This window comes from Microbacterium sp. GXF7504 (assembly GCF_054798235.1).
Genome location: NZ_JBSJZI010000003.1, coordinates 472,742 through 493,297, shown reverse-complemented (window position 1 = coordinate 493,297; position 20,556 = coordinate 472,742). Strand labels below are relative to the sequence as shown.

Annotated in this window: 18 protein-coding genes; 7 read left to right on the top strand and 11 right to left on the bottom strand. The window is 72.0% G+C overall.

The genetic code is table 11. The annotated features are described in order from the left end of the window. Positions 1–176: 176 nt before the first annotated feature. The 3 genes from mfd to ACWAUO_RS09680 all read right to left on the bottom strand — a co-directional run bounded on the left by mfd (position 177) and on the right by ACWAUO_RS09680 (position 5,097). Positions 177–3,758, bottom strand: coding sequence for a transcription-repair coupling factor (mfd, locus tag ACWAUO_RS09690; RefSeq protein WP_460775007.1), 3,582 nt, complete (start codon positions 3,756–3,758; stop codon positions 177–179). Positions 3,759–3,783: 25 nt separating this feature from the next. Beyond that, positions 3,784–4,365: an aminoacyl-tRNA hydrolase gene (pth, locus tag ACWAUO_RS09685; protein WP_460775005.1), complete on the bottom strand. Its 582-nt coding sequence runs from the start codon at positions 4,363–4,365 to the stop codon at positions 3,784–3,786. Between the two features lie 123 nt (positions 4,366–4,488). Beyond that, entirely contained in the window at positions 4,489–5,097 is a 609-nt protein-coding gene (locus ACWAUO_RS09680; protein WP_460775004.1) for a 50S ribosomal protein L25/general stress protein Ctc, read from the bottom strand. A 212-nt stretch (positions 5,098–5,309) separates the two neighbouring features. On the opposite strand from ACWAUO_RS09680, the gene ACWAUO_RS09675 reads away from it, so the two are divergent. After that, positions 5,310–5,456: a hypothetical protein gene (locus ACWAUO_RS09675; RefSeq protein ID WP_460775002.1), complete on the top strand. Its 147-nt coding sequence runs from the start codon at positions 5,310–5,312 to the stop codon at positions 5,454–5,456. A gap of 52 nt (positions 5,457–5,508) precedes the next feature. Here ACWAUO_RS09675 and ACWAUO_RS09670 read toward each other — a convergent pair whose 3' ends face one another. The 4 genes from ACWAUO_RS09670 to ACWAUO_RS09655 are packed head-to-tail and all read right to left on the bottom strand — an operon-like array spanning position 5,509 to position 10,238. Continuing rightward, positions 5,509–7,044: a gluconokinase gene (locus ACWAUO_RS09670; RefSeq protein WP_460775000.1), complete on the bottom strand. Its 1,536-nt coding sequence runs from the start codon at positions 7,042–7,044 to the stop codon at positions 5,509–5,511. After that, positions 7,041–8,075 carry a zinc-binding dehydrogenase gene (locus ACWAUO_RS09665; protein ID WP_460774999.1) on the bottom strand — a complete coding sequence of 345 codons (1,035 nt, stop codon included), beginning with the start codon at positions 8,073–8,075 and terminating at the stop codon, positions 7,041–7,043. Before ACWAUO_RS09665 ends, ACWAUO_RS09670 begins: the two co-directional genes overlap by 4 nt. A gap of 17 nt (positions 8,076–8,092) precedes the next feature. Beyond that, complete coding sequence (locus ACWAUO_RS09660) at positions 8,093–8,860, bottom strand: SDR family oxidoreductase (RefSeq protein WP_460774998.1); 768 nt, start codon at positions 8,858–8,860, stop codon at positions 8,093–8,095. Continuing rightward, a complete protein-coding gene (locus ACWAUO_RS09655; protein ID WP_460774996.1) occupies positions 8,853–10,238 on the bottom strand; it encodes a GntP family permease in 1,386 nt (461 codons plus the stop codon). Before ACWAUO_RS09655 ends, ACWAUO_RS09660 begins: the two co-directional genes overlap by 8 nt. A 185-nt stretch (positions 10,239–10,423) precedes the next feature. On the opposite strand from ACWAUO_RS09655, the gene ACWAUO_RS09650 reads away from it, so the two are divergent. Continuing rightward, the gene (locus ACWAUO_RS09650; protein ID WP_460774995.1) at positions 10,424–11,131 is read left to right on the top strand and encodes a FadR/GntR family transcriptional regulator; all 708 of its coding nucleotides are present in this window, start codon (positions 10,424–10,426) and stop codon (positions 11,129–11,131) included. 399 nt (positions 11,132–11,530) lie between these two features. Here the strand turns inward: ACWAUO_RS09650 and ACWAUO_RS09645 are convergent, their stop codons facing one another. From ACWAUO_RS09645 to ACWAUO_RS09630, 4 genes are all read right to left on the bottom strand, one after another. Beyond that, positions 11,531–12,754, bottom strand: coding sequence for an IS256 family transposase (locus ACWAUO_RS09645; protein WP_460774701.1), 1,224 nt, complete (start codon positions 12,752–12,754; stop codon positions 11,531–11,533). Positions 12,755–13,001: 247 nt separating this feature from the next. After that, a complete protein-coding gene (locus tag ACWAUO_RS09640) occupies positions 13,002–14,414 on the bottom strand; it encodes an MFS transporter (protein WP_460774994.1) in 1,413 nt (470 codons plus the stop codon). Positions 14,415–14,567: 153 nt separating this feature from the next. Next, positions 14,568–15,320, bottom strand: coding sequence for an IclR family transcriptional regulator (locus tag ACWAUO_RS09635; protein ID WP_460774992.1), 753 nt, complete (start codon positions 15,318–15,320; stop codon positions 14,568–14,570). 17 nt (positions 15,321–15,337) lie between these two features. Further along, positions 15,338–16,399 (bottom strand): D-2-hydroxyacid dehydrogenase, encoded by a 1,062-nt coding sequence (locus tag ACWAUO_RS09630; RefSeq protein ID WP_460774990.1) that lies wholly within the window; start codon positions 16,397–16,399, stop codon positions 15,338–15,340. A 98-nt stretch (positions 16,400–16,497) separates the two neighbouring features. Between ACWAUO_RS09630 and ACWAUO_RS09625 the strand changes: the two genes are divergently transcribed. The 5 genes from ACWAUO_RS09625 to ACWAUO_RS09605 all read left to right on the top strand — a co-directional run bounded on the left by ACWAUO_RS09625 (position 16,498) and on the right by ACWAUO_RS09605 (position 20,313). After that, complete coding sequence (locus ACWAUO_RS09625; protein WP_460774989.1) at positions 16,498–17,403, top strand: NAD(P)-dependent oxidoreductase; 906 nt, start codon at positions 16,498–16,500, stop codon at positions 17,401–17,403. Between the two features lie 77 nt (positions 17,404–17,480). Next, on the top strand, positions 17,481–18,929 hold the full coding sequence (gndA, locus tag ACWAUO_RS09620) for an NADP-dependent phosphogluconate dehydrogenase (RefSeq protein ID WP_460774988.1): 1,449 nt from the start codon (positions 17,481–17,483) through the stop codon (positions 18,927–18,929). A 1-nt stretch (position 18,930) separates the two neighbouring features. Beyond that, on the top strand, positions 18,931–19,368 hold the full coding sequence (locus tag ACWAUO_RS09615; RefSeq protein WP_460774986.1) for a VanZ family protein: 438 nt from the start codon (positions 18,931–18,933) through the stop codon (positions 19,366–19,368). A gap of 11 nt (positions 19,369–19,379) precedes the next feature. Next, a complete protein-coding gene (locus tag ACWAUO_RS09610) occupies positions 19,380–19,814 on the top strand; it encodes a TlpA family protein disulfide reductase (protein ID WP_460774984.1) in 435 nt (144 codons plus the stop codon). Beyond that, positions 19,807–20,313, top strand: a complete 507-nt coding sequence (locus tag ACWAUO_RS09605; protein ID WP_460774983.1) for a DUF4395 domain-containing protein — start codon at positions 19,807–19,809, stop codon at positions 20,311–20,313. The genes ACWAUO_RS09610 and ACWAUO_RS09605 overlap by 8 nt, the downstream gene beginning before the upstream one ends. Positions 20,314–20,556 lie beyond the last annotated feature (243 nt).

Below are 20,556 nucleotides of genomic sequence, written 5' to 3'. Positions count from 1 at the left end.
AACCCTTTCAGCTGATGAGGGCGCCCCGGTCACTCGAATGGTGACGGTCGGGCTCGTCCCCTCAGCTTCCAGCGTGCCCGCGCGCGCGAGGGCGCCCCGCCCATCCCGGCGAAGTTCACACCGCGTCTCACCCGTCGCGTCACCCGCCCCTCACCCGCGTGCGGGCGCCGCCCGCGTCAGGCGGATGCGGCGGGCACCGGCTCCGGGAAGATGGCGTCCAGCAGCTGCTGCACCCAGGCGATGAGGTCGCCGTCGGAGAGCGGCTCGCCGCCCGCGGACGGCAGCGGCACGACGAGCGCCTCGCCGCTGGCGACGAGCTTCGCCTTCGGGTACAGCCGCTGCAGGCGCACCCGCATCGAGTCCGGGAGCTTCGCCGGCGCGACCCGCAGGTTCGGCCCCATCGCGACGACGTCGCTGAGCCCGGTGCGCGCCGCGCGGCGGCGCAGCCGCGCCATCCGGACGAGCCCCTCCACCTCGGCCGGCGGCGCGCCGTAGCGGTCGGTGAGCTCCTCGACGACGAGGTCGATCGCGTCGTCCTTCGCGGTGGCGGATGCGGCCGCCGACAGCTTCTGGTACGCCTCCAGGCGCAGCCGCTCGCTGTCGATGTAGGTCTCCGGGATGCGGGCCTGCACCGGCAGCTCGAGCCGCAGCTCGGCCGGCCCCTCGGTGTCCTCGCCGCGGAAGGTGGCGACGGCCTCGCCGATCATGCGGAGGTACAGGTCGAAGCCGACGCCGGCGATGTGGCCCGCCTGCTCGGCGCCGAGGAGGTTGCCGGCGCCGCGGATCTCGAGGTCCTTCAGTGCGACCTGCATGCCGGAGCCGAGGTCGTTGTTCACGGCGATCGTCTCGAGCCGGTCGGCGGCGGTCTCCGACAGCGGCTTCGTGTCGTCGTAGAGGAAGTACGCGTAGGCACGCTCGCGGCCGCGGCCGACGCGGCCGCGCAGCTGGTGCAGCTGGCTGAGGCCATACTTGTCGGCGCGGTCGATGATGATCGTGTTCGCGTTCGAGATGTCGAGGCCGGTCTCGACGATCGTGGTGCACACGAGCACGTCGGCGCGGCGCTCCCAGAAGTCGTCCACGACCTGCTCGAGCTGGTGCTCCCCCATCTGTCCGTGGGCCACGGCGATCCGCGCCTCCGGCACGAGCTCGGCGAGCTGGGCGGCGACGCGCTGGATGGACGAGACGCGGTTGTGCACGAAGAACACCTGGCCCTCGCGCAGCAGCTCGCGCCGGATCGCGGCGGCGATCTGCTTGTCCGACCGCGGCCCGACGTACGACAGGATCGGGTGCCGGTCCTCCGGCGGGGTGGCGAGGGTCGACATCTCGCGGATGCCGGTGACCGCCATCTCGAGCGTGCGCGGGATGGGGGTGGCGCTCATGGCGAGGATGTCGACGTTCGTCTTGAGCTTCTTCAGGGCGTCCTTGTGCTCGACGCCGAAGCGCTGCTCCTCGTCGATGATCATGAGGCCGAGGTCTTTGAAGACGACCTTCTCGGTGAGGATGCGGTGCGTGCCGATCACCATGTCCACCGTGCCGTCGGCGAGGCCCGCCACGACCTCGCGCGCCTCCTTGTCGGTCTGGAAGCGCGACAGCGCGCGCACCTTGACCGGGAACCCGGCGTACCGCTCGGTGAAGGTCTCCAGATGCTGCTTGACCAGGAGGGTCGTCGGCACGAGCATCGCGACCTGCTTGCCGTCCTGGATGGCCTTGAACGCGGCGCGGACGGCGACCTCGGTCTTGCCGAAGCCGACGTCGCCGGACAGGAGCCGGTCCATCGGGATCGGCTTCTCCATGTCGGCCTTGATCTCGTCGATCGTCTGCAGCTGGTCCGGGGTCTCCGCGAACGGGAAGGCCTCCTCGAGCTCCCGCTGCCACGGGGTGTCGGGCCCGAAGGCGTGTCCCTTCGCCGCGACGCGCGCCGAATAGAGCTTCACGAGCTCGACGGCGATGTCGCGGACCGCCTTGCGCGCCTTGCTCTTCGCGGCGGCCCAGTCGCTGCCGCCCATCTTGGACAGGGTGGGCGCCTCGCCGCCGACGTAGCGGGAGAGGAGGTCGAGCTGGTCGGTGGGGACGTACAGCTTGTCGCCCGGGTGCCCGCGCTTGGACGGCGCGTACTCGAGCACGAGGTACTCGCGCATGCTCTTGACCGGGTTCCGGCCGCCGGAGGAGACCTCCCGCTGCACGAGCTCGACGAACCTGCCGATGCCGTGGGTGGCGTGCACGACGATGTCGCCCGGCTTCAGCTGCAACGGGTCGACGACGTTGCGCCGCCGCGACGCGAGCTTCTTCGGCCGGGCGTCGCCGGAGACGGCGCGGCCGTAGAACTCCGATTCGGTGATCACGGCGAGCTTCGCGCCAGGCGCCTGGAACCCTCGTTCCAGCCCGCACGCGACGATGAGCGCCACGCCGGGCTCGGGCGGGGTGAGGATCTCATCGACCCGCCGCGCGGCGATCCCCCGCTCGGCGAGCACGTCGCGGGCGCGGTCGGCGAGGCCGGCGCCCGCGGCGGTGACCGCGACCCGCCAGCCGTCACGGAGGAGGTCGGCGACGAGCTCGGTGGCACCGTTGACGTTGCCGGCGAACGAGGGAACGGTGCTCGCCTCGATGCGCTGCCCGTCGTGGTCGACCTCGAGGCCGAGCTCGGCGGCGTCCGCGGCGCCGGAGTCGAAGGCGCTGAGGGTCCACCACACGCCCCCTCGGGATGCGGCGGCCTCACGCAGTTCGTCGAGCGTGACGAAGTCCCCCGCACCGAGGTCGACCGGGGTGTCGGCGCCGGCGACGGCGGCGCTCCACGCGGCCTCCAGGAACTCGCGGTTCGTGTCGGCGAGGGTCGTCGCGCGGGTGCGGGCGCGCTCGGGGTCGACGAGGGCGACGGCCGCCCGCTCGGGGAGGTAGTCGACGAGGGTGACGAGGTCGTCGAGGAGCGCCGGGGTGAGCGATTCCATGCCCTCGGCAGGGATCCCCTGCGACATCTTCTCCAGCATCCCCGACAGGCCGGGGAACGACGAGGTGAGCCCGGCCGCGCGCTCGCGCACCTCCGGGGTGAGCAGCAGCTCACGGCTCGGGAGGAGCTCGACGCGGTCGATCGCGCCGGGCAGGGAGCGCTGGTCGGCGACGGAGAAGGCGCGGATCTCGTCGACCTCGTCGCCGAAGAACTCGACGCGGTACGGGTGGTCGGCGGTCGGCGGGAAGACGTCGAGGATGCCGCCGCGCACGGCGAACTCGCCGCGACGGGCGACCATGTCGACGCGGAGGTAGGCGCGGTCGATGAGCTGCGCGATCACCTCGTCCAGTTCGGTGCCACGCCCGCCGGTGGCCAGCACGATCGGCGCGACGTCGGCGAGGCCCGGCGCGAGCGGCTGCAGCGCGCCGCGGACGGACGCGGTGACGATGAGGGGGGCACCGCCGTCCCACGCGGCGATGCGCCGCAGCACGTCGAGCCGGCGGCCCACGGTCTCCGGGCTCGGGCTCAGCCGCTCGTGCGGGAGGGTCTCCCACGCCGGCATGTGCAGCACCTCGGCCCCCGGGATGAGGGCCTCGAGCGCGGGCCCGAGCGAGTCGGCGCGCCGACCGGTCGGGGCGATGAGCAGCAGCGCCGCGGGTTCACCGCGCTCCCGACGCCGTTCGAGCAGGCCGGCGAGCAGCGGCGCGTCGAGTGCCGACGGCAGCGAGAAGCCGGCGTCGACGCCGGCGGAACGCAGGGCCTGATCGAAGGTGTCGGACTGTGCGAGGGCGCGGACGATCCCAGGAACTGTCACCAGTCGATCCTACGTTCCCGCCCGGTCAGCGGGGCGCGTGCCAGCGCTGCTGTGCGGCGAGCAGGCCCTCGTCGACGACGAGTTCGACCGCATCCGCCGCGTCGGCGATGAGGTTGGGCAGCACCTTGCGGTCGGCCGCCGAGAACGGGTCGAGCACCCAGTCGGCCGGGTCCTGGCGCCCGGGCGGGCGTCCGATGCCGACCCGCACCCGCGGGAACTCCGGGGTGCCGAGCGCCTTGGCGACGTCGCGGACGCCGTTGTGCCCGCCGTGGCCGCCGCCGATCTTGAGCTTGAGGGTGTCGAACGGGATGTCGAGCTCGTCGTGCACGACGATCACGCGTTCGGCGGGCACACTGTAGAAGGCGGCGACGCCGGAGACCGGACCGCCGGAGACGTTCATGAAGCTGTTGGGCTTCACCAGGATGAGCTTGTCACCGCCCGGGCGCAGCCAGGTCTCCGCGACGCGCGCGTTGGCCTTGTGCGCACGGAACGCCTCGGAGCGGCGTGCCGCGAGCTCGTCGACCACCATCTGTCCGACGTTGTGCCGGGTGGTCTCGTAGCGGGGTCCGGGGTTGCCGAGGCCCACCACCAGCCAGGTCTGCGCCATGTCCGCATCCTTCTTCATCGTGCGTGAACGACCATGTCCCACTTCCTGCCGGTCTGGGGTACCCGAACCGGCAGGAAGTGGGACATGAAGCGGGGTGACCGGGATCCGGTCGGGGTGCGGGTGTTACTCCGCAGCCTCCTCCGACTGCTCGGCGGCGGCCTCGGCGTCGGCCTCGGCGATCTCGTCGGCGGCGGCGGACGGGGCCGAGACGGCGACCACGAGGGTCTCGCCGTCGACGGCGAGCGAAGCGCCCTTGGGGAGCGTCAGGTCGGCGGCGGTGATGTGCGCGCCCTCCTCGAGGCCCTCGACCGAGACCTCGACGTGCTCCGGGATGTGGGTGGCCTCGACCTCGAGCGAGATCGTGGTGGCGTCGAGGTTGACGATGGTGCCGGGCGCGGCCTCGCCGACGACCGTGACGGGCACCGAGACCTGGACCTTCTCGCCCTTCTTCACCACGAGCAGGTCGATGTGCTCGATGATCTGGCTCACCGGGTCCTTCTGCACGTCCTTGACGAGCGCGAGGTGGTCGGTGCCGTCGACCGAGAGCTCGAGCACGGCGTTGGCGTGACGGACCAGCAGCAGCATCTGGTGGCCAGGGAGGGCCAGGTGCAGCGGGTCGGTGCCGTGGCCGTAGAGGACGGCGGGGATCTGGCCGGCGGCGCGGAGGCGACGGGCGAAGCCCTTGCCGAACTGCGTGCGCAGCTCGGCTGCGACCTTGTTGTCTTCCGACATGATGGTTCTCCTTGCGGGGCCCACAGGCCCAATCAGATGGATCGGTTTCGACTCGAACGCGAGTGCGTGAGGAAGCCGGAGGCCTGCACACCCTCGTCGATAACGGATGCTGCGACAGCTGGCGGCCGCATCCCTCGCCGAAGTTCGGTCACGAGTCTACCAGCGGCCCGATAACATGAGAACCGTCCCACCCGACCCACGAAGGGCCCGCAATGACCGTGCAGCTGACCAACCTCGTGACCCCGACCGTCGCCTCCGACGCGCTCGTGGGCGTCATCGTCGCGCTGGTGCTGGTCGGCGCCGTCGCCGGCTTCGGCGCGCTGTTCGCGATGGGTCGCGAGCCCTTCCGCCGCAAGTAAGGCCGCGGTCGCCGGACCCGCCGCAGCGGGCCCGGCCCGGGCATCCCCCGCGTCAGCCCTCGTCGAGCTCGATCGGCAGCGACGGCGCGAGCCGGCGGAGGCTCTGATAGGTCGGCACGAGGTGCCCGTACAGCTCGTCGAAGATCGGCTGGATCTGGCGGTACACCGCCGCCGTCGCCGGCTCCGGGCGCACCCGCTCGCGGACCGGGATCATGTCCGCCGCCACGTCGATCGAGTCGATGAGTCCGAGCGCCTCCATGCCGAGGAGTGCGGCACCGAACCCGGAGCCCTCCTGCCCCTCGGCGAAGTCGAGCGTCGTGTCGAGCGCACAGGCGAGGATCTGCCGCCACAGGTCGCTGCGGGTCACTCCCCCGGTCGCCCGGATCTGCGTGATGTCCAGGCCCGCGGCGCGCATCGAGGCGAGCACGAGGCTCAGCTGCAGGCACACACCCTCGATCGCGGCACGGATGAGGTGCTCCCGCCGGTGGGCGCGGGTGAGGCCGACGTAGGCGCCCTTGGGCAGCGCGCTCCAGTGCGGTGCGCGCTCGCTGAGCAGGTACGGAAGCATGATGAGCCCGCCGGAACCCGCCTTCGCCCTCGCGGCCAGGGCGAGCAGTTCCGCCTCGTCGCCGCGGGAGAGCTCGGGCGCGAGGAGGTCGCGCACCCAGTCGAGGGTCGCCCCTCCGTTGTTGATGGCGCCGCCGACGACCCAGCGGTCCTCGGTGAGGGCGTAGCAGAAGACCCCGCCCTGCGGGTCGACGGCCGGGTGGTCGACCGCGACGCGCAGCGCCCCGCTCGTGCCGATCGAGCACGCGGCGACGCCGGGCCGCACCGCGCCGACGCCGAGGTTCGCGAGCGGGCCGTCGCCGGCGCCGACGACGACCGGGGTGCCGGCGGGCAGCCCCATCCGTTCGACGGCCTCCTCGGTGAGTCCCTGCAGGATGTGGCGGGTCGGCACGAGTTCCGGCAGCTGCTCGGGCGAGATGCCGGCGAGCGCGAGCGCCTCGTCGTCCCAGTCGAGCGTGTGGATGTTCAGCAGTCCGGAGCACGACGCGAGCGAGTGGTCGACGACCAGGGCTCCGCACATCCGCACGAGCACCCAGTCCTTCACGCCCGCCCAGAACGGCACCTTCTCGTGCAGCTTCGGCTCCGCCTCGCGGAACCAGATGAGCTTGCACAGCGGCGACATCGGATGCACCGGGGTCCCGGTTCGGCGGTGCAGCCCGAGGCCGCGGGTGCCCGCGCGGAGCACCTCCGCCTGCCGGTCGGCACGGGTGTCACCCCACGTGATGACCGGGGTGAGCGGCCGGGAGCGATGGTCGAGGCCGAGCAGGCTGTGCATCGCCGACGAGAAGGAGATGCCGGCGACGCGGTCCGCACCGACCTCGGCGACGACCGCCCGTGCGGCCGTGTAGACCGCGTCCAGGATCAGCTCCGGGTCCTGCACCGCGTACCCCGGATGCGGGGTCTCCAGCGGGTAGCCCGCGGACGCGGTCGCGACGAGGTCGCCCGCCGGCGTGTAGGCGCCGGCCTTCGTGCTCGTGGTGCCGATGTCGATCGCGAGGACGATCGGGTCCGGGTGGGTCATGGCCGTGCTCCGTCCTCTTCCTCGTCCTCGCCGAGCGACACGACGACCTTGCCGCTGCGGGTCGGGTCCTTCGCGAGTTCGAACGCCTCGGCTCCCGCCGCGAGCGGCAGCACGTGCGTGATCACCCGCTCGATCTCGGGGCGCTCGGCGAGCAGCGTGATCGCCGCGTCGATCTCGTCCTTGAACCGGAACGCGCCGAGCAGCGACACCTCCTTCGACACGAGGGGTGCGACGTTCACCGGCCGTGCCTCGTCGGGAAGGATGCCGATCTGCACGACGGTGCCGCGCCGGCGCACGGCGCGCAGGGCCGTGGTCAGCGCGGGCGCCGCACCGGAGCACTCCAGCACGACGTCGAACCACTCCGCGGCGATCGCGTCCGCGCCCGCTGCGACCGTCTCCGCCCCGAGCGCGGCGGCGCGCTCGAGCGGCTCGGGCAGCACGTCGGTGGCGACGACCTCGGCGGCGCCGCCGGCCTGCGCGGCGACGACGGCGAGGAGGCCGATGGGGCCGGCACCGGAGACGAGCACCCGCGCACCGCGGAGGTCGCCGGCGCGGGCGGCACCGTGGAGGGCGACCGCGAGCGGCTCGGCGAGCACGGCCCGACGCACCGGGAGCGCGTCGGGCAGCACCCGCAGCATCCCCGCCTCGACGACGAGCAGCCCGCTCATCGCGCCCTGCGTGTGCGGGGTGGTCGAGGCGCTGCCGAGGTAGGAACCGTGCGGCCACAGGTGCGGCTCGGTCTCGATGCCCGGCCGCGGTTCGCCGAAGCGGGCGGGGTGCACCGTGACGGGCGTGCCGGGGGCGAGCCGCCCGGACGGGTCGAGGTCGACGCGTCCGGCCAGCTCGTGGCCGGGGATGAGCGGCTCACGGACGACGAACGCGCCGTTCGCGCCCTCGAAGTAGTAGTGCAGGTCGGAGCCGCAGATGCCGACGACGTCGACGCGGATGCGGACCTGCCCCTCCCCCGGCGTGGGATCGGGGAGCTCGACCTGCGCGAGGTCGAGCCTGCCGTTGATGACGAGTGCCTGCATGGTCTCTCCCGGGTGCGTCAGACGACGGAGGTCATGCCGCCGTCGACGAACAGGTTCTGGCCGCTGACGAAGCGGCTCGCGTCGGAGGCGAGGAAGACGAGCGGTCCGCGGAGCTCGGCGACGTCGCCCCAGCGTCCGGCGGGCGTGCGCTGACCGACCCAGGCGGTGAACGCCTCGTCGGCGACGAGCGCCGCGTTCATCTCGGTGGCGAAGTAGCCGGGCGAGAGCGTGTTGACCTGGATGTCGTACCGGGCGAGGTCCGCGGCCATGCCGCGGCTCAGCTGGGCGATGCCGCCCTTGCTCGCCGAGTACGGCGCGATCGTCTGGCGCGCGAGCATCGACTGCACCGAGGCGATGTTGATGATCTTGCCGCTGCCGCGCTCGATCATCCCCGGCACCACGAACCGCGACACGTAGAACGCGCTCGACAGGTTCGAGGTGACCACCGCATCCCAGTCCGAGACCGCGAACTCGTGGAACGGCGCGCGACGCTGGATGCCCGCGTTGTTCACGAGGATGTCGGGGACACCCTCGCTCGCGACGAGTTCCGCGATCGCGGCCTCGACCGCGGCCGCATCCGTCACGTCGAAGAGCGTGACCGCGGGACGGTACCCGTGCTCGCGCTCGATGAGGTCGGCCGACGCCTCGGCGGCGGCCGCGTCACGCCCGTGGACGATGACGCGGGCGCCGGCCGACGCGAGCCCGAGGGCGAGGGACTGCCCGAGGCCGCGGGACGATCCGGTGACCAGGGCGGTCCGCCCGGTGAGGTCGAACAGGTCAGACAAGCGACACCACCCCGAAGATCACGAGCACGAATGCGAAGCCGACGACCGATTCCAGCGCCTGCTGCACGGTCCAGGTCTTCAGTGTGGTCTTGACGTCCATGTGCATGAGGCGGCCGACGAGCCAGAAGCCGGAGTCGTTCACGTGCCCGGCGAACACCGATCCGGCGGCCGTGGCGAGCACGACGCAGGCGAGCTGCAGCGGGTTGAAACCGGCCTCGATGACGGCGGGGGCGACGAGGCCCGCGGCCGTCACGAGCGCGACCGTGGCCGAGCCCTGCGCGACGCGGAGGATGACCGCGATGAGGTAGGCGGCGAAGATGACCGGGATGCCGAGCGAACCGAGGCTGTCGGCGAGCGCGTCGCCGATGCCGGAGGCGCGCAGCACGCCGCCGAACATGCCGCCGGCGCCGGTGATGAGCACGACCGAGCAGATCGGGCCGAGGGACTTCTCGACGATCGACTCCAGCGCGGTGCCCTTCACACCGCGGCGGGTGCCGAGCACGACGAGCGCGACGAGCACGGCGATGAGCAGCGCGATCTGGCTGGTGCCGATGAGCATGAGCACCTGCACCCAGGTGGCGTCGAGGTCGACGATTCCCTCCGCACCGAGTGCGGACAGGCCGGTGTTCATGAAGATGAGCACGAGCGGCACGAGCAGGATGCCGATGACCGTGCCGGCCTTCGGCGGGTTCTTCGCCTCGACGTCGGGGGCGCTGAACAGGTCGAGCACGGGCATCGGGATGCGGCGGTCGACGAACTTCGCCCACATGTAGCCGGAGAGGTACCACGTCGGGATCGCGACGACGAGGCCGACCAGGAGCACGAGACCGAGGTTCGCCTCGAAGACGGTGGAAGCGGTGATCGGGCCCGGGTGCGGCGGCACGAACACGTGCATGACCGACAGCGCGGCGGCGGAGGTGAGGCCATACAGCAGCATGTGCTTGCCGCCGATGCGGCGGGCGACGGCGAACACGATCGGCAGCATCACGATGAGGCCGGCGTCGAAGAAGATCGGGAAGCCCATGACGAGCGAGGCGACACCGAGCGCGAGGGCGGCGCGCTTCTCACCGAAGACGGAGACCATCTTGTCGGCGAGCACGCGCGCGCCCCCCGACGATTCGACGAGGGCACCGAGCATGGCGCCGAGTCCGACGAGCAGCGCGACGGAGCCGAGGGTGCTGCCGAACGCGCTGATCAGCACGTTCGTGACCTGGTTCAGCGGGATGCCGGTCGCGATCGCGGTCGCGAGGGACACCACCGTCAGCACGAGGAACGCGTGCAGTTTGACGACGATGACCAGGAACAGGATGAGCGCGATGGCCGCGGCCGCGATGAGCAGCAGCGGGCCGGCGCCCAGCGTCTGGGTGAAATCTTCCATGGTGGGGGCCTGATTCTCCGATGAATGCGTGGTGAGCGGTCCACGTGGACCACTGCCCGGGGGATCGTTGCGCGGGTCCTGGGAGGGACCCCGGACCACGCTGCCACATTCGTAGTACTTTTTCAAAAGTACTATTTGTGCTGGGGACAACGCGCGTCCCCGGTCCGTACGACGAGATGAGCACGATGGCGTCCACGAGCACCGTTCCCGCATCCCACGCGGCCCTCGTCGAGGAGCTCGGCCGCCGTATCGCCGGCGGCGCGCTCCCGGCGGGGACGACCATGACCGCGAGCACGCTCGAGCGCGAGTACGGCGCATCCCGGACCGTGGTGCGCGAGACCGTCCGCGTGCTCGAGGCCCACGGACTGGTGGCGTCGCGCCGCCGGGTCGGCATCGTGGTGCGCCCGCGCGAGGAGTGGGACCACCTCGACGCGAACGTCATCGAGTGGGCGCTGGACGGCCCGCGCCGGGCGGAGGTGCTCCGCGACCTCACGCAGCTGCGTGCGGCGGTGGAGCCGATGGCGGCCAGGCTCAGCGCGATGCACGCGCGCGATGAGGACCGCGCCGAGCTCCTGCGGTTGGCGACGCGCCTGCGCGACCTGGGTTCGGCCGGGCTCGGCGACGGCGACGACTACCTCGACGCCGACATCGCGTACCACTCGCTGCTCCTGCGCAGCGGCGGCAACGCCCTGTACGCCCGCCTCGCGAGCCCCATCGCCGAGATCCTCCGCGGCCGGGCCACCCGCGGGCTCACCCCCGGCATCCCCCACGTCGGCACGCTCGAGGCGCATCTGGCGACGGCCGAGGCGATCTCCCGTCGCGACCCCGACACCGCCGAGGCCTCGGCCCGCGAGCACCTCACCCTCGTCTCCGGCGAGGTCGGCGCGGCCTGACGCCCCGCATCCGCCGCCGGTGCATGTGGTGGCCGCCGGTGCGTGTGGTGGCCGCCGGAACATGTCCCACTTCCTGCCGGTATGGGCACCCCAAAACAGCAGAAACTGGGACATGCACCCTCGCGCCGCGCACGGACACAGGAGAACGCACCGGAACAGGACGATCCCCGCGGAATCCTCCTGCGTGCGTGAGATCTCCTGCTCCGGTGCGGGCAGCATCCGTATGCGGCGGGCGCGGATGCGGCAAGCATGCGCGCGCGGCGGCTCACCCGCATCCGGTGGTCGCCGCCGGCGCATGTCCCACTTCCTGCGGAACATGTCCCACTTTCAGCCGGTATGCGCGGTGACGTCCCGCTGAGTGGTGGAGTTTCTCGACACCGTGCGGGTCAGTTGTCTTGATTATGCCGCGGTCAGTTCGGGGATGTTCACCTCCTTGGTGTCGGCGAGCAGCAGCGCCATGGAGTGCTCGGAGAAGTAGCGGCGGTCGGCGCCGTCCCATTCGTCGTGCTGCTCGATGAGGACGTGACCGGCCAGGCGCAGCAGCGCGGCGGGGTTGGGGAAGGTGCCGACCACGTCGGTGCGGCGTTTGATCTCCTTGTTCACCCGCTCCAGCGGGTTCGTGGACCAGATCTGCCGCCAGTGCTGCTGCGGGAAGCCGCAGAACGCGAGCAGGTCGTCTTTCGCGTCCTCGAGCATGTCCGCGATCTTCGGGTGCGACCGGCCCAGCATCCGGGTGACCTCGTGGAACTGGGTGAAGACATGCTCGGTGTCGGGCTGGGCGAAGATCGTGCGGATGATGGACGCGACCATCGGGCCGGCGGCCTTGGGGACGGCGGTGAGCACGTTCCGCATGAAATGCACCCGGCACCGCTGCCAGCTGGCGCCTTGGAACACGGTCTGAATCGCGGCGGTCAGCCCGGTGTGCGCGTCGGAGATGACCAGCTTCACCCCGCCCAGCCCGCGCGCCTTGAGCGACCGCAGGAACGTGGTCCAGAACGGCTGCGACTCCGTCTCCCCGACCTCGAAGCCGAGCACTTCGCGTCGCCCGTCCGCGGCGACCCCGACCGCGACCACCACGGCCTGGGACACCACCCGCCGGCCGACGCGGGCCTTGCAATAGGTCGCGTCGAGGAACAAATACGGGTAGGCGGTGTCCGCCAGCGGGCGGTCGCGGAATGCGGCGACGTCCTCGTCCAGGTGCGCGCAGATCCGCGACACCTCGGACTTCGAGATGCCGGCGTCCGCGCCAAGCGCTTTCACCAGGTCGTCGACCTTGCGGGTGCTCACGCCGTGGACATACGCCTCCATCACGACGGCGAACAGGGCCTGATCGACCCGGCGGCGGCGTTCCAGCAGCGACGGGAAGAACGACCCGGTGCGCAGCTTCGGGATCCGCAACTCCAGATCCCCGGCCGTCGTGCTGAGGGTTTTCGGGCGGCTGCCGTTGCGTTGCGTGGTCCGGTCCGGGGTGCGTTCGAACGGGGCGGCGCCGATGAACGCGGCCGCTTCCGCGTCGATCAGCTCCTGGTAGAGCGTTTCGGTCGCGACCCGGATCCGGTCGGACACGTCGGTGAGTTTCAGTTCCCCGAGCAGCTCGAGGAGGGCAGACTGGTCAAGAGCCATCGTGCGTTTGTGTCTTCCTGTTGAGATTCCTAGACAGTTCTCACTGACCATCGCACGATGGCTCACCAACGTCTACGACGCCGGCAACCCCATCGAAATCTCCACCACCACAGGGGACGTCACCGGTATGCGCACCTCAGAGCAGCAGAAACCGGGACACGCACCGTCGCCCGCGGGCCGCCACGCACGCCGCCGGCCCGGGGGCGGCGGTGCGCCCGCCGGGCCGGCGGTGTGGAGCGGATGCGGGTCAGCGCACGGTGCGGATGGTCACCGTCGTCGCGGTGACGTCCTCCCCCGCCTCCTCCCGCGACACCTTCACGGCGTCGTCCGTGCGGGTGAGGTCGCGGCGGAGCGTCTCGGGCACGAGGAACGTGGACATCGTGGTGATGAGCGCGAGCGCCGCCATGTAGATCGCGAGCAGCACCCAGTTGCCGTCGCTCACGGCGATGAGGTACGCGCCGAGCACACCCGCGAGGCCGCCGGCGAGGACCGCGGAGAGCTCCCGCGCCATCGCGACGCCGAGGTAGCGGTGGCGGTTGCCGAAGAGTTCCGGGAGCATCGCGCACTGCGGTCCGAGCATGGTGTTGACCGCGACGCCGATGCCGACCGCGATCACGCCGATCGCGAGGGCGTGGTTGCCGAGCGAGAGCAGCCACCACGCCGGGAACGTGTAGGCGAGCATGAACACGGCACCGAACCGGTAGACCGTGCGCCGGCCGAAGCGGTCGGACAGGTGCCCGGTGAACGGCACCGAGAAGACGCCGATGAGCGAACCGAGCGTGACACCCCAGGTGAGCAGGCTCTTGTCGGCGTCGGGGCCGACGACCGAGACGAAGAACGCCAGCGACAGCGTCTGGAACATGTACGAGCCGCCGTTCTCCGCCATGCGCAGACCGATGCCGACGATCACGCCGGGCAGGCCGTGCGTGAAGATGTCGCGGAACGGCCGGTCGACGACCTCCTCGTGCTTCTCCAGCTCGACGAACGTCGGCGTCTCACGGAGCCGCATCCGGATGAACAGCGCCGTGAGGATGAGGACGAACGACGCCAGGAACGGGATGCGCCAGCCCCAGCTGAGCAGCTGCTCCTGCGGCATGAGCGAGATGAGGCTGAAGACCAGCGCGGCCAGCACCGTGCCCGCCTGGATGCCGATGAACGGCAGCGCGGCGAAGAAGCCGCGGCGGCGCACGGGCGCGTACTCGGCCATGAGGACCGTGGACCCGGCCTGCTCGGCACCGGCGCCGAAGCCCTGGAGCAGGCGCATGAGCACGAGGAGGATCGGCGCCCAGATGCCGATCGCCTCGTAGGTCGGCAGCAGGCCGATCGCGGTGGACGCACCGCCCATGAGCAGGATCGTGACCACGAGCACCCACTTGCGGCCGAGCTTGTCGCCGAGGGCGCCGAAGAAGAACCCGCCGAAGGGCCGCGCCACGAAGCCGACGCCGAAGGTCGCGAACGCGGCGACCGTGGCGAGGGCCGGGTCGTCCTGCGGGAAGAACAGCACATTGAAGATCAGCGCGGTCGACAGGCCGTAGAGGGCGAAGTCGAAGTATTCGAGCGCGCTGCCGACGCTCGAGGCGAGCGTGGCGCGGCGCAGGTTCGCGGCGTATTCCGGGTCCTCGGTCGGCGGCGTCGCCGTGGCGGTGAGGTGCTCTGACATGGGCCATCTCCTTCGATCGCAGCCCGAAGTGGGGGGTGGATGGAACTGTAACAACATACTGGCCTTTGTTCAATATGTTGAACACCCGGATGCGGCGAGGTCGCCCGCGCACGCCGAAGACCCCGTTCGCACGGGGTTTCGGTGAAGCGGGACTCAGCGGCGCGCCGACGCGCCGAGCGGGTTCGTGAGGGCTGCGGCCGCATCCTGCAGCGCTTCGGCCACGCGCGCGAGGTGCGCCGCATCGGCCCGGTCGGCGGGCATGCCGACGCCGAGGGCGAGCTGCGGGTCGCCGGGCGCCCAGCCTTCGAGGGGCACGGCGACGCCGACGATGCCTGCGATGCCCTCGCCCTCGTCGAGGGTCCAGCCCCGTTCGCGGGCGGCGGCGAGGCGCCCGAGCAACGCGTCGTCGGCGCCGGGGACGAGTTCGCGCACCTCGTCGTCCGGACGCGTCATGAGCAGCGCCTGTCCCGACGCCGTGACCGCCGCGGGCAGCCGCGAACCGAGCGGGGCGCCGAGCCGCTCGCTGCGCGCCCCCTCGTGGCGGGCGAGGTAGAGCACGTCGGCACCGTCGAGCACCGCGACCTGCACGAGTTCGCGCGAGAGCACGGGTGATGCCTCGCAGACGCTGTAGAACTCGCGCACCTGGTTGAACTGGGCCGCGAACGCGCCGCCGAGCTCGGCGATGCGCAGCCCCAGCCGATACCCGGTCGCGACGCGTTCCACGACCCCGGCCGCCTCCAGGGCGAGACAGAGGTTCGCGGTGGACGACTTCGCAAGGCCCAGGGCACCCGCGAGCTCGGTGAGCGTCATGGGGCGGCCGGCATCGGCGAGCACGCCGAGCAGCCGGATGCTGCGCGTGACGGCGGGCGCGGGGTCACGCCCGCCGCGGTCGTCGGTGTCGGACACGGCTCCCCCGGGTTCGTTCAGTAGAACTCGACCGTATCGACCTCTGCCCGCATCGGTCGCCCGTCCAGCAGGCGCGTCGCGTTCTCGGCGAACCGGCGCGCGATCCGCTCCTCCTCCTTGCTGTTGAGCGCCGCCGTGTGCGGGCTCACCAGCACGCGGGGGTGCGACCACAGCGGCGAGTCCGCGGCGAGCGGCTCGCGCTCGAACACGTCCATCGCGGCGAACCCGATCCGGCCGTCGTCGAGGGCTGGCAGGAGGGCCGCCTCGTCGATGACGGTGCCGCGGCCGACGCTGGCGAGGATGGTGCCGGGCCGCACGTTCGCGAAGACCTCGGCGCCGATGAGGTGGTGGGTCTGCTCGGTGCCGGGCAGGGTGACGACGATCGCGTCGACCTCGCCGGCGACGGCCGCGATGTCGTCGGGACGCACGAGCCGCTCGACGCCGTCGACCGGTGTGCCCGAGCGCGAGGTACCCCACACCCGTGCGCCCAGGGCGTGGAACCGGCGGGCGCACTCGGTGCCGATGCCGCCGAGTCCGACGACGAGGACGGTCAGGTCGTCGACCTGACGCATCTCCCAGCGGTCGGCGGGCCAGGTGCGGTCGCGCTGGTCGGCCAGCAGGCGCGGGAGGTCCTTGGCGCCGGCGATCACCCCGAACACGGCGAACTCGGCGAGCGGACCGCCGTGGACGCCCGCGCTCGTGGTGAAGCGGATGCGCTCGAGCGCGTCCGCGGGCAGTCCGGCATCCTTGATCTGGCTGCCGCCGCCGGCGGCGGTGGTCATGACCCAGCGCAGCGAGGGGTTCGCCGCGACGGTGCGGGCGAGGGCGGCGGAGTCGACGTCGGGGATGCCGAACAGCGCGTCCGCGGAGTCGACCATGGCGTCGAAGGCGGCCTGCTGCTCGGGGGTGCGCCGGTAGTCCGGGTCGCCCGACCAGTCGGCCGGTCCGCGCATCGGCTTGTACAGACGGTGGTCGCGGACCACCTCGACGCGCGGCTCCAGCGTCTCGATCAGGCGGCAGTGCTCCTCGGCGAGCGGGACGGCGACGACCGCCCGCAGACTGGTGGCGCGTTCAGACATGCGTGTTCCCTCCATCGGTGGACGCTGGGCGCCCAGCCTAGCGCAGATTCAACCTGCTGGCCCTGGTTCCACATGCTGGATCGGACTAGGCTGAGCGCATGGCCGCACCCGATCACGATGCCACGTCCACTCCCCTCCGCGTCGGCGTGCTGGGCCTCGGCTCGATGGGACACCCCATGACGGTGCGGCTGCTCGCCGCGCACGGCACGGTGACCGTCCACGCCCGGCGCCGGCGCCCGGAGCTCGAGGCGCTCGGCGCGGTCTGGGCGGCCACGCCGCGCGAACTCGCCGACCGGAGCGACGCGCTGCTCGTGATGCTCCCCGACCTTCCCGACCTGGAGCGCCTCCTCGACGGCGACGACGGCCTCCTCGCGGCCGGCGGCGATCTCCTCCTCATGATCGGCTCCACCTCGTCTGCGCCGGGTGTGCGCGAGCTCGCCGCGCGACTCCCCGGCCGCATCCGCGTCGTGGACTGCCCCGTCTCGGGCGGTGAGGACGGCGCGATCGCGGGCACGCTGTCGATCATGCTCGGCGGCACGGATGCGGATACCGCCCGGGCCGCGGCGGCCCTCGCCCCGTGCGGCACACCCGTGCACCTCGGCCCGCTCGGCGCCGGCGAGGTCGCCAAGGCGTGCAACCAGCTCGTCGTGGCCTCGACGATCCTCGCGCTCGGCGAGGCCAGCGTCATCGCGGAGCGCTCCGGCATCGACCTCGACGCGCTGTGGCGGCTCCTCGGCGGCGGGTACGCCGGCAGCCGCCTGCTCGAGAGCCGCCGCGACAAGCTCGTGACCGGCGACGACGCACCCAGCGGCGTCGCGAAGTACATGGTCAAGGACCTCCGGTTCGCCGCCGAGGCGGCGGCGGCCGGGGCGGTCTCCCCGGCCCTGCTGCCGGCGCTCCGCGAGGCGTTCGACGAGCTCGTCGAGGCCGGACTCGGCGACCGCGACATCTCCACCACCCGTCGCTTCATCCAGGAGCGCTCGGGGTCCCGCGACCGTTCGTGACCGCGGCGCGGGACTACCCTGTCACTATCCCCCTTCGTTTCTTCTCTTTCTCCCCGCCTGCCTGAACAGGAGTGACCGTGTCGGAAGCCACTGCCAACATCGGAGTCGTCGGACTCGCCGTGATGGGCTCGAACCTCGCCCGCAACCTCGCCTCCCGCGAGGGCAACACGGTGGCGGTGTTCAACCGTTCCCGCTCGAAGACCGACGAGCTGCTCGCCGCGCACCCCGAGGCGGAGTTCGTGCCCGCGTTCTCGTACGAGGAGTTCGCCGCGTCGCTGCAGAAGCCGCGCACCGCGATCATCATGGTGAAGGCCGGCCGGCCCACCGACGCCGTGATCGAGGAGCTCATGCGCGTCTTCGAGCCGGGCGACATCATCGTCGACGGCGGCAACTCGCTGTTCACCGACACCATCCGCCGCGAGAAGGCGGTCGGCGAGGCGGGCTTCAACTTCGTCGGCATGGGCGTGTCCGGCGGCGAGGAGGGCGCGCTGAACGGCCCGTCGCTCATGCCCGGCGGCCCCGACGCGTCCTGGGTGACCCTCGGCCCGATCCTCAAGTCGATCGCGGCGGTCGCCGAGGGCGAGCCGTGCGTCACGCACGTCGGCCACGACGGCGCCGGCCACTTCGTCAAGATGGTGCACAACGGCATCGAGTACGCCGACATGCAGCTCATCGGCGAGGCGTACGACCTCATCCGCCGCGGCACCGGCAAGACCCCCGCCGAGATCGCCGACATCTTCACCGAGTGGAACGCGGGCGAGCTCGACAGCTACCTCATCGAGATCACCGCCGAGGTGCTCCGCCAGACCGACGCCGCCACCGGCAAGCCGCTCGTCGACGTCATCGTCGACGAGGCCGGCGCCAAGGGCACCGGCGCCTGGACCGTGCAGACCGCGCTCGACCTGGGCGTGCCGGTGTCCGGCATCGCCGAGGCCACCTTCGCCCGCTCCCTCTCCAGCCACCGCGAGCAGCGCGACGCCGCCGTGGGCCTGCCCGGCCCGAGCGGCGAGCTGACCGTCGCCGACCCCGACGCGTTCATCGAGCAGGTGCGCCTGGCCCTGTACGCCTCGAAGATCGTCGCCTACTCGCAGGGCTTCGACGAGATCCGCGCCGGCGCCGCCCAGTACGGCTGGAACATCGACCTCGGCGCGGTCTCGAAGATCTGGCGCGGCGGCTGCATCATCCGCGCCCAGTTCCTCAACCGCATCGCGGAGGCCTACGCCGCCGAGCCCGAGCTGCCCGTGCTGCTCACCGCGCCGTACTTCGTCGAGGCCCTCGGCCGCGCGCAGGACGCCTGGCGCGAGATCGTCACGCTGTCGGCGACCTCCGGCATCCCGGCCCCGGCGTTCGCGTCGTCGCTCGCGTACTACGACGGGCTGCGCGCGGAGCGCCTGCCCGCCGCTCTCATCCAGGGCCAGCGCGACTTCTTCGGCGCGCACACCTACCGCCGCACCGACAAGGCGGGCACCTTCCACACGCTGTGGTCCGCGGACCGCAGCGAGATCGAGGCCGAGGACACGCACTGACGTGACGGATGCGGCCACGGACACCGTGCGTGGCCGCATCCTGCTCGCCGTGCTCACGGCGGGCTACCTCGCGGTCCTGGCGTCGCTGACGCTGGGGCCGCAGCCCGAGACCGCCGGCGGGGTCATCCGCGCCCTCGCCGACTTCTTCGGCGGATGGGCGCCGACCGCCTGGATCGGCGAACCACTGCTGGAGTTCTGCGCGAACATCGTGCTGTTCGTCCCGGCGGGCCTCCTCGCCTGCTGCTGGCTCCCCCGCCGCCGGGCCCTGCTCGCGGTCGCGATCGGGCTCGCGCTCAGCGCGCTCATCGAGCTGACCCAGGCCCTGCTCCTCCCCGACCGCGTCCCGGATGTGCGAGACCTCGTGTCGAACACGCTCGGCAGTGCGGTCGGACTCGTCATGTTTCGTCTCTTCGGCCCTCGGCCCTCGCGGCGCCGTTAGCCTGGGACGCTGTGGATCTCACCGTCGCCCTCATCGTGATCGCCGCCCTGCTCGCGGCGACCGTCGTGCTGGGCTTCGCGCTGCGCCGGGCGCAGCGGCGCCCACGCTCGGTCGACGTGCACGAGGTCGTCGACCCGGCACGGCTCGGCGCCGACGGGCTCGGCGAACACGCCACGCTGCTGCAGTTCAGCACCGAGATGTGCGCGCGCTGCCCCGGCGTGCACCGCGTGCTGTCGGAGATCGCGGACGGCCGCGACGGGGTGCGCCACCTCGACGTCGACCTCACGCACCGCCCCGACATCGCCCGGCACTTCGGTGTGCTGCAGACCCCGACCACCATGATCCTCGACCGCGACGGTGTCATCCGCACCCGCTTCGGCGGCGTGCCCGGCCGCGACGTCCTGGAACTCGAACTCTCCCGCATCCTCGAGGAGTCCCATGTCTGAGCCCGCCCGCATCGACGCCCGCGGTCCCCGCTTCGCCGCGACCATCACCGCCGTCCTGCTGCTCGTCGACGTGCTGCTCGGCCTCGTCGGCCCCGCCGCGACGCCGGCGCTCGCGTCCGCGTCGCTCGCGGAGCGCGCGCTCGACCCGGCGTTCCTCCTCCTCGGGGTGATCGTCCTGCTGTTCGCGTGGGGCGTGCTCGCCCCGCGGACGGCGCCGTGGGGCGTGCTGTACCGCACCGTGGTGCAGCCGCGACTGCGGCCCGCGTCCGAGTTCGAGGACCCTCGCCCGCCGCGCTTCGCGCAGGGCGTCGGCCTGTTCGTCACGGTCGTGGGGCTCGTGCTGCAGCTCGTCGGCGTGCCGTGGGGGCTGCCGATCGCCGCGGCCGCCGCGTTCGTCGCCGCGTTCCTGAACGCCGCGTTCGGTCTGTGCCTCGGCTGTCAGCTGTACCTGCTGCTGCAGCGCGTCGGCCTCGTCGGCCGCGCCCGCGCCGCCGCCTGAGTCCCCCCGCGGCTCGCCCGCGCCCGCGCCCGCTGACCGCGTCACCGCGCGCCGCTCGCGTCGTCTGGACCTGCTCACCTGTCGCGTTCTGCCGCGTGGGCGCGCACATCGCGACAGGTGAGCCTCGGTTCATCCGTCGCGAATGCCGCATCCGGGGCGCCCGGACCCCGCATTCGCGACCGATGAACGCAGCGGATGCGGCGGCGCGCGCGGGCGGTGTCAACAGGTCGCGCCGGGTCGGGG

Coding starts and splice junctions, on each gene's coding strand:
- ACWAUO_RS09655 (WP_460774996.1), bottom strand. CDS start 10,238: ATGGAAGATTTCACCCAGACGCTGGGCGCCGGCCCGCTGCTGCTCATC.
- ACWAUO_RS09675 (WP_460775002.1), top strand. CDS start 5,310: ATGACCGTGCAGCTGACCAACCTCGTGACCCCGACCGTCGCCTCCGAC.
- ACWAUO_RS09605 (WP_460774983.1), top strand. CDS start 19,807: ATGTCTGAGCCCGCCCGCATCGACGCCCGCGGTCCCCGCTTCGCCGCG.
- ACWAUO_RS09625 (WP_460774989.1), top strand. CDS start 16,498: ATGGCCGCACCCGATCACGATGCCACGTCCACTCCCCTCCGCGTCGGC.
- ACWAUO_RS09670 (WP_460775000.1), bottom strand. CDS start 7,044: ATGACCCACCCGGACCCGATCGTCCTCGCGATCGACATCGGCACCACG.
- pth (WP_460775005.1), bottom strand. CDS start 4,365: ATGGCGCAGACCTGGCTGGTGGTGGGCCTCGGCAACCCCGGACCCCGC.
- ACWAUO_RS09680 (WP_460775004.1), bottom strand. CDS start 5,097: ATGTCGGAAGACAACAAGGTCGCAGCCGAGCTGCGCACGCAGTTCGGC.
- ACWAUO_RS09650 (WP_460774995.1), top strand. CDS start 10,424: ATGGCGTCCACGAGCACCGTTCCCGCATCCCACGCGGCCCTCGTCGAG.
- ACWAUO_RS09640 (WP_460774994.1), bottom strand. CDS start 14,414: ATGTCAGAGCACCTCACCGCCACGGCGACGCCGCCGACCGAGGACCCG.
- ACWAUO_RS09645 (WP_460774701.1), bottom strand. CDS start 12,754: ATGGCTCTTGACCAGTCTGCCCTCCTCGAGCTGCTCGGGGAACTGAAA.
- ACWAUO_RS09665 (WP_460774999.1), bottom strand. CDS start 8,075: ATGCAGGCACTCGTCATCAACGGCAGGCTCGACCTCGCGCAGGTCGAG.
- ACWAUO_RS09630 (WP_460774990.1), bottom strand. CDS start 16,399: ATGTCTGAACGCGCCACCAGTCTGCGGGCGGTCGTCGCCGTCCCGCTC.